The sequence below is a fragment of the Pseudomonas sp. SWRI99 genome (assembly GCF_014270125.1).
In the GTDB taxonomy this organism is placed as follows: Bacteria; Pseudomonadota; Gammaproteobacteria; order Pseudomonadales; family Pseudomonadaceae; genus Aquipseudomonas; species Aquipseudomonas hamedanensis.
Genome location: NZ_JABWQR010000011.1, coordinates 1 through 12,683, shown reverse-complemented (window position 1 = coordinate 12,683; position 12,683 = coordinate 1). Strand labels below are relative to the sequence as shown.

The following is a 12,683-nucleotide window of genomic DNA, read 5'->3' as shown; positions in this document are numbered from 1 at the left end:
CGAGTTAGCTGTTGGCATTGCAATCTGTCGTGTGCGCTGATTAATATACGATCCATATACAAATCGTATCGGATATACATATGGGCATCGTAAAGATTTCAGAGGACATGCACGAGAATCTGCGTGTCTCCAGCAATGCACTCAGCCGCTCGATCAACGCGCAGGCCGAGCACTGGATGCGCATCGGCATGCTCGCCGAGCTGCACCCCAACCTCGACCACAGCGCCATTTGCCGCCTGCTGATCCGCGCCGAACAGAACGGCGGACTGGATCTGCATCAACTGACCCAGGAAGCCGTCAGCGCATGAGAAACCAGATCAAGCTCAACACCCCGGCCGAGATCGCAAAATCCCGCGCTGCCGGCAAACTCGCCGCGCAAGTGCTGGCGATGCTGGTGCCGCACGTCAAGGCCGGTGTGACCACCGATGAGCTGGACCGGCTGTGCAACGATTACATCGTCAACGTGCAAAAAGCCGTGCCGGCCAACGTCGGTTATCACGGTTTTCCGAAAACCGTCTGTGCGTCGGTCAACGACGTGGTCTGCCATGGGATTCCGTCGGGCACGCCGCTGAAGGACGGCGACATCGTCAACCTCGACATCGCGGTAATCAAGGACGGCTGGTTCGGCGACACCAGTCGCATGTACGTCGTCGGCGAAGCGACGCCCGAGGCGCAGCACCTTATCAAGACCACCTACGAGGCCATGTGCGCGGGCATTCGCGCCGTGCGTCCGGGGGCGACGCTGGGCGATATTGGCCATGCGATCCAGAGCCTGGCGGAGAAGGAGGGCTTCAGCGTGGTGCGCGAGTATTGCGGCCATGGCATTGGCAAGGTCTATCACGATGAGCCGCAGATTCTGCATTACGGCTTTCCCAATCAGGGCTTGAAGCTCAAGGCCGGAATGATTTTTACCGTCGAACCGATGCTCAATGCCGGCAAGCGTCATGTGAAGAACATGCCCGATGGCTGGACCGTGCTGACCAAGGATGGCTCGCTGTCGGCGCAGTGGGAGCATATGGTCGCGGTCACCGAGACCGGGTTTGAAGTGCTGACGGCGTGGCCGGATGAGATTGAAGGTTTTACGCCCATCGTCTGAAAAAGGGCCACCGCAGCCCGACGCTGGGGTGACCCGAGGGTGAAATGCGGTCCAATTGTAGGAGTGAGCCTGCTCGCGATAGCGGTCTACAAGTCAACATCGTTGGTGTCTGACATACCGCTATCGCGAGCAGGCTCACTCCTACAGGGGGGCGTGGGGTGTCAGGGAAAACTCAATGAGCACCGGCAGCCTTGTTGAGGTCTCCCTCGGTCCATTCGGTATAAACGCAAGCATCCGCCGTGGCCCAGCGCACCCGTACCGGGTCCCCGGCCTTGAGCGGCATGCCAGCGGCTGACAACGCTTTCACCGTCATCGAAGTCCCTCCCGACGTCACCACGCTGCACGTCTGGCTCTCACCGAGAAACAGCACCTCCACGACCCTGGCCGAAACCTCATTCCAACCCGCCGCCAACGGCTCATCAATCGCTTGCTGCACGTTCAGCGCCAACGCTTTTTCCGGGCGCACCATCAGCAGCACGTCCTGATCAGTGTGCAACCCGGACGTCAGCCGAATCGACAACGACTGGCCTTCAAAACTCGCCGCCGCGTTGCCCTGCGCCTTGAGCTTGAGAAAGTTGGAGTTGCCCAGAAACGAGGCGACAAACGCGTTCGGCGGATTTTGATAGAGGTCATAGCCGCTGCCCAGTCCGACAATTTTGCCGTGGCTGAAGATTGCGATGCGCTGTGACAAACGCATGGCTTCTTCCTGATCGTGAGTCACGTAAACGATGGTGATGCCCAGGCGTCGGTGCAACTGGCGCAGCTCGTCCTGCAAATCCTCGCGCAGCTTTTTATCCAGCGCACCGAGAGGCTCGTCCATCAGCAAGATGCGTGGCTCGTAAACCAGCGCGCGCGCAATGGCGACGCGTTGTTGCTGACCGCCGGACAGTTGCGAAGGGCGGCGATGGGCAAACTGTTCGAGCTGCACCAGTTTCAGCATCGCGTCGACACGTTTTTCGCGCTCGGCCGTGGCCAGTTTGCGGATCGCCAGCGGGAACGCGATGTTGTCGCGCACCGACAGATGCGGGAACAGTGAATAACGTTGAAAGACCATGCCGATGTCACGCTTGTGCGGCGGCACGTTGACCAGCGACTGGCCGTTGACGAGGATCTCGCCGCTGCTCGGCGTCTCAAACCCGGCGAGCATCGACAGCGTCGTACTTTTGCCCGAGCCACTGGAGCCGAGAAAGGTCAGGAACTCGCCGTCCTTGATGTCCAGCGAGATGTTGTCGACGGCGGCAAAGTCGCCGTAGTGCTTGTTCAGGTTGCGCAGGCTGACCAGCGGTTTGTCGTTTTGCGCGGATGCGTCTTTGATCACGGCACTCATGTCGTACTCCAGGGCGCTCAGGCGCTGATTTCGTTGCGCCGGCGCAGGGCGGCGGCGATCACCATGACCAACACCGAGAGGCCGATCAGCAGCGTCGAAGCGACGGCGATCACCGGGGTCAGGTCCTGGCGCAGGGTGGTCCACATTTTCACGGGCAGGGTTTGCAGTGTGGGACTTGCCATCATCACGCTGAGCACCACTTCGTCCCACGAAACCAGGAAGGCGAAGAGGGCGCCGGCGACCATGCCCGGACGAATCGCCGGGAACGTCACCTTGAACACCGCTTGCAGGCGCGAGGCGCCACAGATCACCGCCGCGTCTTCAATCGACTGATCGAACAGCTTCAGCGAGTTGATGATCGAGATGATGGTAAACGGCAAGGCGACGATCACGTGGCTGACCACGAAGGCGAACATCGTCCCGGTGTAACCGAGCTTGAGGAACAGCGCGTACACCGCCACGGCGATGATCACCAACGGCACGATCATCGGCAGGGTGAACAAGCCGTAGAGCATTTCCCGTCCGGGAAAGCGTCCGCGCACCAAGGCAAACGCGGTTGGCAAACCGAGCGCCACCGCGCAAATCGTGGTCAGCACGGCAACCTTGAGGCTGGCTGCGGCGGCGTTCATCCAGTCGGGGTTGGAAAAGAACTGGCCGTACCATTTCAGCGTCCAGCCCGGCGGCGGAAACACCAGCCACTGCGAGGAGCCGAACGACAGCAGCACGATGAACACGATCGGCAACAGCAGGAACAGACCGATCAGCCCGGTGGTTGCATACAAGCCGAAGCGCATCCGCCGGCTCATGGCATTGGGAGTCAGGAGCATGTCGGCTTACCTCGCATTACTGGCGCCAACCGGGGATTCCGGCTGTAGCTTCAGGTAGAAGTAGAACAGCACCAAAGTGATCGCGATCAACAACGCCGCACCGGCACTCGCCAGGCCCCAGTTGAGGAACGACTGCACCTGCTGAATGATGAACTCCGGCAGCATCATGTTCTGCGCGCCGCCGAGCAACGCCGGGGTGACGTAATAACCGAGCGACATCACGAACACCATCAAACCCCCGGACGCCAGACCCGGCCGGCACAGCGGCAGGAACACCCGAAAGAAGTTGGTCCATGGGCTGGCGCCGCAGATGGAACCGGCCTGCAGGATCATCGGGTCGATGGCCTGCATGGTCGCCTGCAACGGCAGCACGATGAACGGGATCATGATGTAGCTCATGCCGATCACCACACCGGTGAGGTTGTGCACCATCTCCAGCGGCTGATCGATGATGCCCAGCGCCATCAGCGCCTTGTTGATCACGCCGGACGCTTGCAACAGCACCAGCCATGAGTAAGTGCGGGCGAGCAGGCTGGTCCACATCGACAGCAGCACGATGTTTAGAATCCATCGCCCCCAGCCGCGCGGCACCAGCGTAATCGCCCAGGCCAGCGGGAAACCCAGCAACAGGCTGAACAGCGTCACCAGCCCGGCCACCGAAAAGGTGTTGAGCAGCACCCGCGCATACGCCGAGTTGGCGAACAGTTGTTCGTAGTTGCCCAGGCCCGGCACAGGTTCGAGCACGCCACGCAACAACAAGCCAATCAACGGCGCGAGAAAGAACAGGCCGAGGAACAGCAGCGCCGGAACGAGGTTGCCGGCGCCGCGCCAGCGTTGCTTGAAGGCCGAACCGGCAGCGCTGCCAGCGCTCCCGGTGGCCGTGGAGGGACGGGGCGCAGTGGCCGCGATTTTCATTTGACCAGCCATTCGTTCCACCGTGTCGCGATGGCCGGACCGTTCTTGGCCCAGTACGCGAAATCAAGGGTGATCTGATCCTTGGCGTAGGCCGTCGGCAGGTTGGGGGCCAGCGTCGAATCCAGACGCTCCACACTGTCGAGGTTGACCGGGGCGTAAGCGGTCAGGTTGGAGAAGTCGGCCTGGCCTTTGGCACTGCTGGCGTTGGCCAGGAACTTCATCGCCGCGTCCTTGTTTTTCGCGCCCTTGGGGATGACCAGAATGTCGGCCATGACCAGGTTCTGTTTCCAGCTCACGCCAACCGGCGCGCCGTCTTCTTGCAGGGCGTGCACGCGCCCGTTCCAGAATTGGCCCATGCTCGCTTCGCCGGACGCCAGCAGTTGCTGCGACTGCGCGCCGCCGCCCCACCAGACGATGTCTTTCTTGATGGTGTCGAGTTTCTTGAAGGCGCGATCCAGATCCAGCGGATAGAGCTTGTCGGCCGCAACGCCATCGGCCAGCAGCGCCAGTTCGAGCACGCCGGGGCTTGGCCATTTATACAGGGCGCGTTTGCCGGGGAAGGTTTTGGTGTCGAACAGTGCGCTCCAGTCCTGCGGCTTGTTGGCGCCGAGCTTGCCTTCGTTGTAGCCCAGGACAAAGGAGAAGAAAAACGAACCGACGCCATGATCGCTGACGAAGCGCGGGTCGATCCTGTCGCGCTGGATCACTTTGAAATCGAGTGGTTCGAGCAGGCCTTCGGCTGCGGCGCGCAGGGCGAAATCGGCTTCGACATCGACCACGTCCCACTGCACGTTGCCGCTTTCGACCATGGCCTTGAGTTTGCCGTAGTCGGTCGGGCCGTCCTGCACGACGGTGATGCCGCTGGCCTTGCTGAACGGATCGGCCCAGGCCTGTTTCTGCGCATCCTGGGTGCTACCGCCCCAGCTGACAAAATTGACGCTCTCGGCAGCCATTGCAGCCTGGCCGGTAACGCTGAGCAGTCCCGCGAACAAGATCGCGGTTGCAGCTTTGTTCAACACCATTTTTACGCCCTCATTGTTGTGTTTTTGAGCGGGCCTTGCGTTGTTGCCCGCCTGTCGGGAGCAGTAGCTGGACGTTTTGCTAGAGCGTCCGGTCTATGGAATATCATATTATGGTATTCCAAACTTTGTGCAAGCACTTTGCCTTACCGGTTATCTGAGGATGGATTTTTTGCGGCTGAAAATTTGCGGCCATTGAAAGACTGTGGCGAGGGAGCTTGCTCCCGCTGGGTTGCGAAGCGACCCTCGCTTTTTCAAACAGCATGGGTCTGCTGCGCAGTCCAGCGGGAGCAAGCTCCCTCGCCACAGGAGATCACCGATAGCAGAGAGTCATTCCGTGAATGGAATACTCTCGACCACCTCAAGGTCATACCCAGTCAACCCTGCATATTTCAGCGGCGGCCCGAGGTGGCGCAGCTTGCCCACCCCCAGGTTCTGCAGAATCTGCGCCCCAGTCCCCACTTCCGAATAAATCCGCGACTGCGAGCGACTGAACTGCCGTGGCGGCTGAGTCAACTGCGGCACACGTTCAAGCAACGCCTGAGACGATTCATGATTGGCCAGCACCACCACAACCCCGTGACCTTCCGCTGCGACCCGTTGCAGCGCCGCCCATAACGTCCAGTTCGTCGGCCCGCTGTACTCGGCGCCGACCAGATCGCGCAGCGGATCGATCACATGCACACGCACCAGCGTTGGTTCTTCACGGCGCAGGTCGCCCATGACCATCGCCATGTGCACGCCGCCCTCGATGCGGTCTTCAAAGGTGATCAAACGGAAGGTGCCGTGCACCGTCGGCAGCTCACGTTCACCGATGCGCTCGATGGTGTGTTCGGTGCTGAGGCGATAGTGGATCAGGTCGGCGATGGTACCGATCTTGATCCCGTGCTTGCGCGCGAACTGTTCCAGATCCGGGCGACGGGCCATGGTGCCGTCGTCGTTCATCACTTCGACAATCACCGAAGCCGGCGTGAATCCGGCGAGGCGCGCCAGATCGCAACCCGCCTCGGTGTGGCCGGCGCGGGTCAGCACGCCACCTTCCTTGGCACGCAGCGGGAAAATGTGGCCGGGCTGCACCAGGTCTTCGGCGCGGGCATTCGGCGCCACGGCGGCAGCGACGGTGCAAGCTCGGTCAGCCGCGGAAATGCCGGTGGTCACGCCAACCGCCGCCTCGATCGACACGGTGAACGCGGTGCTGAACACGCTGCCGTTGCTCGGCACCATTTGTTCCAGGCCCAGACGCTGGCAGTGTTCGTCGGTCAGCGTCAGGCAGATCAATCCGCGCGCTTCGCGAGCCATGAAACTGATAGCCTCCGGTGTGCAGCAATCGGCGGCCAGCAGCAGGTCGCCTTCGTTCTCGCGGTCTTCGTCATCGACCAGCAGAACCATTTTGCCAAGGCGATAATCTTCGATGATTTCTTCGATGCTGTTGAAGGCCATGCTGGACTCTCAGGGTTCGTTGGAAATATATTGGTATACCATAATACAGAATCAACAAAGAGGTCACTATGAAGGCGTACTGGATTGCTCATGTGGATATAGCCGATGCCGATCGCTACAGCCAATACACCCAACGCACGCCACAGGCGATTGCTGCGTTTGGCGGAAAGTTTTTGGCCAGAGGCGGGCGCAGCGAGGCGATGGAAGGGCGGCCAACGCCGCAGCGCACCGTGATCATCGAGTTTGAGAGCTACGAAACAGCCGTGGCGTGCTATCGCTCGGCGGCGTATCAAGACGCGAAGAGCTATCGCGAGGAATGGGCGAGGGCGGAGATCATCATCGTCGAGGCCTTTGCTGCGCCTTAATACTCAATGGTGATCGTTCCCACGCTCCGCGTGGGAATGCAGCCCGGGACGCTCCGCGTCCCATCCGGAGCCGAACGCGGAGCGTCCGATGAGGCATTCCCACGCGGAGCGTGGGAACGATCAGACTGGGTCAGCGCATGAAATGGATTTTTCCGCTGTCGTCATTGCCCACGTAGATCCCGTAAACCCCGGCCTGGCGCTCTTCGATGTAGCGCTCGAGAATCTGCCGGATCGCCGGGTAGTAAATCTGCTCCCACGGAATGTCTTCAGGCGCGAAGAACTTGTAGTCCAGCGTTTCCGGACCGAACTGCCCGGTGATCTCCAATGCAATGGCGCGGAAGATGATGTACACCTCGCTGATCTTCGGCACGCTGAAGATCGAATACGGCGAGATGATTTCGGCGCGCACGCCGCTTTCTTCCCAGACCTCGCGCAATGCCGCCTGCTCGGTGGTCTCGCCGCTTTCCATGAAGCCGGCCGGCAAGGTCCAGGTGCCGGGGCGCGGTGGGATCGCCCGTTGGCACAACAGGTATTTGCCGTCCTGCTCGATGATGCAGCCGGCAATGATCTTCGGATTGACGTAGTGAATGTAGCCGCAGCCGCGGCACATCAGGCGCTCGTGCGTATCGCCCGGCGGCAATTGCTGACCCAGATCAGGACCGCCGCATTTCGGGCAAAAGCTCGGGCTGAACATGTCAGTGACCGATGCGCGGTTCTTTCAGCGCAATCGGCAGGGTGATCGCCGGGGTGCCTTTGACGGCGACGCCGGTTTCTTCCTGCTTGCGCTTGAGGTAATCGAGGGCCACGGCAGCGGCGGCGCGGACGTGATCGACACACGCCTGATGCGCCGCCAGCGGATCGCCGCTCTTGATCGCCTCGACCATTTTTTCCATCTCGTGATTACTCGCGCCGCGGCGGTTTTCCTGCGACACCGAGGTCGCGCGCAGATAGCTGATGCGCGCCTGCAACTGACGCAACTGCGTGGCCGCGACATGGTTGCCCGAGCCTTCGAGCAGCACGTCGTAGAAGCCCTGCACCGAGTCGATCACTTGCTGCAGCTCGCCATCCTTGAGCGCCTTGCGGTTGTCGTCGAGGGCTTTTTCCAGAGCCTTGATGTCCTTGGCCTTGGCGCGCAGGGTGAACAACTGCACGATCAGGCCTTCGAGCACGCAGCGCAATTCGTAGATATCGACGGCATCGGCCAGGGTGATGATCGCGACGCGCGGGCCTTTGGCGTCGGCGAACTCCACCAGGCCTTCGGATTCAAGGTGACGCAAGGCTTCGCGCACCGACGTGCGGCTGACACCGAGCCGATCACAGAGGTCGCGTTCGACCAGACGATCGCCTGGCATGAGCTGGAAATTCATGATCGCGCTACGCAGTTTGTCCAACACGATTTCGCGCAGGGTAACGGGGTTGCGATTGACCTTGAAGCTGTCGTCGAGTGGCTGGCGTTTCATAGGGTCCGCTCTTTAAGTTGGCTGTCCATGCCAGACGGGCATCTAAACAGCCGAGGGGTTGACTGAGGCCTCGGCGTCGGCTTCGGCGAAGGCTTCACGGGCCAGCCGGAAACTGTCGACGGCTGCCGGAACGCCGCAATAAATGCCGACCTGAAGCAGAATTTCGCGTATTTGCTCACGACTCAGGCCGTTACGCAAGGCGCCACGCACATGCAGCTTGAGTTCGTGCGGGCGGTTGAGCGCCGAGATCATCGCCAGGTTGATCATGCTGCGCTCCTTGAGCGACAAACCTTCGCGGCCCCAGACATGGCCCCAGCAGTATTCGGTGACCATTTCCTGCAGCGGGCGGGTGAAGTCGTCGGCGTTCTCTATAGAGCGTTGCACATAGGCTTCGCCGAGTACCTGCGTGCGGATTTTCAGACCCTTTTCATACTTCTCGCTACTCATATCTTTCGCCTCACCTCAATCCTGTGGGAGCTGGCTTGCCAGCGATAGCGGTAGTTCAGCCAGCATTGATGTTGAATGTTCCGCCGCCATCGCTGGCAAGCCAGCTCCCACAGGGTTTTGCATTGTTCTCAAACAAGGGTCGGCAACGCACCGAGCTTGCCCTTGTGATAAATCATCGGTGTCACCGGTTGCGCCGGCAGGATCAGGTTCTTTACCGCGCCGACAATGATCGCGTGGTCGCCGCCGTCGTATTCGCGCCACAACTCGCACTCGATGATCGCCGTGGCCTTGGCCAGGATCGGGTTGCCCAGTTCGCTCAAATGCCACTCGATGTTTTTAGCCTTGTCCTTGCCTTTACCGGCAAACGCGTAGGCTTCGGCGGTCTGCTCGGCGGAGAGCAAGTGAATGGCGAATTTCTTGCTGTCACGCAGCACCGGGTAGGTATCGGAGGCGTAGTTGGGGCAGAACAGCACCAGCGCCGGATCAATCGACAGCGCGCTGAAGGCGCTGGCGGTGATGCCGGCGATGCCGCCGTCCGGGTCGAGGGTGGTGACCACCGTGACGCCGGACGGGAACGAGCTCATGACGTCTTTGTAAATGCCGGGTTCGATCATTTCGCAGGACTCCTAGCGCATCACAAACGGATCAGGCATCGGCGCCTGAGAGAGGTTGATCCACACCGTTTTCAGTTCGGTGTAGGCCAGCACCGAATCGATGCCGCTTTCGCGTCCATAGCCACTGTTCTTGAAGCCGCCGATCGGCGCCATCGCCGAGACCGCGCGGTAGGTGTTGACCCAGATGATCCCCGAGCGCACATCGCGCGCCAGACGATGGGCACGACCCAGGTCGCGGGTCCAGATGCCGGCAGCGAGGCCGAACTGCGAGTCGTTGGCGATGGCCAGCGCTTCAGCTTCGTCTTTGAAACGAATCACCGAAGCCACCGGGCCGAAGACTTCTTCCTGCATGATCTTCATCGAGTTGCGGTCACACTCGAACAGCGTCGGCTCGTAGAACCAGCCTTCGCCAAGATCGGCCGGACGCTTGCCGCCGGTGCGCAGACGCGCGCCTTCGGCAATGGCATCGGCGACCAGACCTTCGACCACCGCCAGTTGCTGCGCGGTAGCCATCGGGCCCATTTCGCTGTGGTCTTCCTGCGGGTTGCCGATGCGGATGCGCTGAGCGCGTTCGACCAGACGATTGACGAACTCGTCGTAGATTTCGTCCTGCACCAGCAAGCGCGAACCGGACACGCAGCTCTGCCCTGAAGCGGCGTAGATCCCGGCAATCGCGCCGTTGATCGCGCTGTCGAGATCGGCGTCGGCGAAAATGATGTTCGGCGACTTGCCGCCCAGTTCCAGCGACAGCTTGGCGAAGTTTTCGGCGCTGCTGCGCACCACATGCCGCGCCGTTGCCGCGCCACCCGTGAAGGCAATCTTGCGGATCAGCGGATGACGGGTCAGTGCAGCGCCTGTGCTTGGGCCGTAACCGGTGACGACGTTGACCACACCCGGCGGTATCCCGGCCTCAAGTGCCAGACGTGCCAGCTCCAGAATGGTGGCCGACGCATGCTCGGACGGCTTGATCACAATCGTGTTGCCGGCGGCGAGGGCCGGGGCCAGTTTGATTGCGGTCAGGTACAGCGGGCTGTTCCACGGAATGATCGCGGCGACCACACCCATCGCTTCGTGCACGGTGTAGGCAAACAGGTCGGGCTTGTCCAGCGGCAGCGTACCGCCTTCGAGCTTGTCGGCGAGGCCAGCGGTGTAATGAAAGAACTCTGGCAGATAGTTGACCTGACCACGGGTTTCGCGGATCAGCTTGCCGTTGTCGCGGCTCTCCAGCTGCGCCAGGTGTTCCTTGTTTTCCGCGATCAGGTCGCCGAGGCGGCGCAGCAGCTTGCCGCGAGCGGTGGCGGTCAGGCCGCGCCACGCCGGGCTGTCGAACGCGGTTTGCGCGGCCTGCACGGCGCGTTCGACGTCCGCTTCATCGGCGTCGGGCAGTTCGGCCCAGGCTTGCGCCGAGGCCGGGTTGAGGCTTTCGAAAGTCTTGCCGGAGAGGGCGTCGACCCATTCTCCGCCGATGCACATCTGGAAGCGTGCGAGCGTCATGCAACGATCCCCTTTATATGGTTTTGTCGGGCGTTTGCGTATTGGAGAAATTCCAGCAGCATCTGGTTGACCAGACGCGGCGACTCTACCGGCATCATATGCCGTTGCTCGGGCAGCACGGCAACCTTCGCACCGGGGATACGCCGGGCCAGTTGCTCGGCCATTTCCGGGGTCGATCCCGGGTCGAGTTCGCCGGTGGCGATCAGCGTCGGCGCCTGAATGCTGCTCAGGTCGTCGGCGCGGTACATGTCTTGGGTGGCGAACAGTTCGTAAGTGGTCAGGTAGCCCTGCGGATCGTTGTTCGCCAGGGTCTGGCGCAGCGCCGCGATCTGCGCCGGGTTGGCCGCCTGATATTCACGGCTGAACCAGCGCGACAGCGCCGCTTCTGCATTGGCGTCAGGGCCATGCTCGGCGGCCTGGGCGGTACGGGCAATGACGCCGGCGCGCTGTTCTTCGCTGCGATTGAACACGCTGTTCAGGACTACCAGGCTTTGCAGGCGCTGCGGGTAGTGCAGGGCGAAGGCCCGCGCGACCAGGCCGCCCATGGAGAAACCGATCACCGCCGCCTGCGGCAGGTTCAGATGGTCGAGCAGCTCAAGCAACTGATCGGCATAACCGAGCAGGTCGGTGCCACTGGCCGGTCGCGGGCTGGCGCCGTGGCCAAGCATGTCGTAGGCGATCACCTGATACTGGCTGGCGAGGCCGACAATCTGCCCGCCCCACATTTCTTTGTTCAGGCCCACGCCGTGGATCAAGACCACGGGCTGGCCTTGGCCGGTCGCCAGGTAACTGGTGCCAGCCGGGGTGAGTTCAGCGGTGAGCCGAATCATGGAGCGCTCCTGCAGTGCCTTTCTTGTTGTGATTACTGGGCTTTTTCGGCGGCCAGTTCTTCCAGATCGATGTAGCGGTTGCCGATGCGCGGGTGCAGACGACCACCGTCGGCGCAACCGAGCACGACGACGATTTCGTCGGCACGCGGCGCGTCTTCAATCTGCATTTCCAGGGTGATGTAGTGCGAACGCAGGCCTTCGTCGTCCTTGTGCATCATCGGGATCTGAATCGAAGTGCCCGGACCGCCGCGCTTGTTGGTGAAGCTCAGGTAGCTCTTGGCTTTCACCGCTTCGCGGTAGTGATTGCCGAAGCGCAGGGTGTGGATCACCGCCGAAGCGTGCTCGATCTCGCCGTCAGCCCCGACCACCGCCGCTTTGCCGTAAGCCTCGATCTTTTCCGCGCCACCGATGATGCCGACGAGACGCTCGACCATCATTGCGCCGAGGTCAGAGCAGTTGGCGCGGATCTGCGGCTTGAGGTCTTCGACAAAACCGTTGCCCACCCACGGGTTCTTCATGACCACGGCGAGGCCGACCATGGTTACCGGCTTGTCAGCGCCTTTGCCGCCTTCGATGAAGGTTTCTTCGACATAGCTGACGATCTTGCGAATTTCGAAACTCATGAGCTGCTCCGTTGGGGGATTGAGAGTGTCTGTGCGTCTGATGGTATACCATAATACCGATCCTGCAAGTCCCACCGCAAAAATTGCGTCATCCATCCTCCGAATGGCTGCGTATTCACGTCCACCACAAAATCCTGAGATCACCTCCGACCCTTGTGGGAGCGAGCTTGCTCGCGAAAGCGGTGGGTCAGGCAATGAAGATGTTGACTGAAACGACGCCTTCGCG

At 61.2% G+C, this 12,683-nt stretch carries 15 protein-coding genes; 3 read left to right on the top strand and 12 right to left on the bottom strand.

The window, feature by feature from the left end; translation table 11 throughout:
• Positions 1-80 precede the first annotated feature (80 nt).
• Together HU743_RS10890 and map are read left to right on the top strand one after the other, a co-directional pair.
• Entirely contained in the window at positions 81-308 is a 228-nt protein-coding gene (locus HU743_RS10890) for a ParD-like family protein (protein WP_186552514.1), read from the top strand.
• Positions 305-1,096 carry a type I methionyl aminopeptidase gene (gene map / locus HU743_RS10885; RefSeq protein ID WP_186648612.1) on the top strand — a complete coding sequence of 264 codons (792 nt, stop codon included), beginning with the start codon at positions 305-307 and terminating at the stop codon, positions 1,094-1,096. Before HU743_RS10890 ends, map begins: the two co-directional genes overlap by 4 nt.
• A gap of 172 nt (positions 1,097-1,268) precedes the next feature.
• Here map and HU743_RS10880 read toward each other — a convergent pair whose 3' ends face one another.
• The 5 genes from HU743_RS10880 to ribBA all read right to left on the bottom strand — a co-directional run bounded on the left by HU743_RS10880 (position 1,269) and on the right by ribBA (position 6,624).
• The gene (locus HU743_RS10880) at positions 1,269-2,423 is read right to left on the bottom strand and encodes an ABC transporter ATP-binding protein (RefSeq protein ID WP_186648610.1); all 1,155 of its coding nucleotides are present in this window, start codon (positions 2,421-2,423) and stop codon (positions 1,269-1,271) included.
• Between the two features lie 17 nt (positions 2,424-2,440).
• Positions 2,441-3,250: an ABC transporter permease gene (locus HU743_RS10875; protein WP_007918021.1), complete on the bottom strand. Its 810-nt coding sequence runs from the start codon at positions 3,248-3,250 to the stop codon at positions 2,441-2,443.
• Between the two features lie 6 nt (positions 3,251-3,256).
• Positions 3,257-4,165, bottom strand: a complete 909-nt coding sequence (locus HU743_RS10870; RefSeq protein ID WP_186621415.1) for an ABC transporter permease — start codon at positions 4,163-4,165, stop codon at positions 3,257-3,259.
• The gene (locus HU743_RS10865; RefSeq protein ID WP_186552517.1) at positions 4,162-5,187 is read right to left on the bottom strand and encodes an ABC transporter substrate-binding protein; all 1,026 of its coding nucleotides are present in this window, start codon (positions 5,185-5,187) and stop codon (positions 4,162-4,164) included. The genes HU743_RS10870 and HU743_RS10865 overlap by 4 nt, the downstream gene beginning before the upstream one ends.
• A 327-nt stretch (positions 5,188-5,514) precedes the next feature.
• Positions 5,515-6,624, bottom strand: coding sequence for a bifunctional 3,4-dihydroxy-2-butanone-4-phosphate synthase/GTP cyclohydrolase II (gene ribBA, locus HU743_RS10860; protein WP_186648608.1), 1,110 nt, complete (start codon positions 6,622-6,624; stop codon positions 5,515-5,517).
• A gap of 68 nt (positions 6,625-6,692) precedes the next feature.
• On the opposite strand from ribBA, the gene HU743_RS10855 reads away from it, so the two are divergent.
• A complete protein-coding gene (locus HU743_RS10855) occupies positions 6,693-6,989 on the top strand; it encodes a DUF1330 domain-containing protein (RefSeq protein ID WP_186648606.1) in 297 nt (98 codons plus the stop codon).
• A 130-nt stretch (positions 6,990-7,119) separates the two neighbouring features.
• Here HU743_RS10855 and HU743_RS10850 read toward each other — a convergent pair whose 3' ends face one another.
• The 7 genes from HU743_RS10850 to HU743_RS10820 all read right to left on the bottom strand — a co-directional run bounded on the left by HU743_RS10850 (position 7,120) and on the right by HU743_RS10820 (position 12,457).
• On the bottom strand, positions 7,120-7,683 hold the full coding sequence (locus HU743_RS10850; RefSeq protein WP_186620473.1) for an NUDIX hydrolase: 564 nt from the start codon (positions 7,681-7,683) through the stop codon (positions 7,120-7,122).
• A gap of 1 nt (position 7,684) precedes the next feature.
• The gene (locus HU743_RS10845; protein WP_186552521.1) at positions 7,685-8,449 is read right to left on the bottom strand and encodes a GntR family transcriptional regulator; all 765 of its coding nucleotides are present in this window, start codon (positions 8,447-8,449) and stop codon (positions 7,685-7,687) included.
• A 42-nt stretch (positions 8,450-8,491) separates the two neighbouring features.
• A complete protein-coding gene (locus HU743_RS10840; RefSeq protein ID WP_186648604.1) occupies positions 8,492-8,896 on the bottom strand; it encodes a carboxymuconolactone decarboxylase family protein in 405 nt (134 codons plus the stop codon).
• A 128-nt stretch (positions 8,897-9,024) separates the two neighbouring features.
• A complete protein-coding gene (locus tag HU743_RS10835) occupies positions 9,025-9,510 on the bottom strand; it encodes a flavin reductase family protein (RefSeq protein WP_186648602.1) in 486 nt (161 codons plus the stop codon).
• 12 nt (positions 9,511-9,522) lie between these two features.
• On the bottom strand, positions 9,523-11,004 hold the full coding sequence (locus HU743_RS10830; protein WP_186648600.1) for an aldehyde dehydrogenase: 1,482 nt from the start codon (positions 11,002-11,004) through the stop codon (positions 9,523-9,525).
• The gene (locus HU743_RS10825; protein ID WP_186620468.1) at positions 11,001-11,834 is read right to left on the bottom strand and encodes an alpha/beta fold hydrolase; all 834 of its coding nucleotides are present in this window, start codon (positions 11,832-11,834) and stop codon (positions 11,001-11,003) included. Before HU743_RS10825 ends, HU743_RS10830 begins: the two co-directional genes overlap by 4 nt.
• Before the next feature lie 32 nt (positions 11,835-11,866).
• On the bottom strand, positions 11,867-12,457 hold the full coding sequence (locus HU743_RS10820) for an amino acid synthesis family protein (protein ID WP_186620466.1): 591 nt from the start codon (positions 12,455-12,457) through the stop codon (positions 11,867-11,869).
• Between the last annotated feature and the right edge of the window lie 226 nt (positions 12,458-12,683).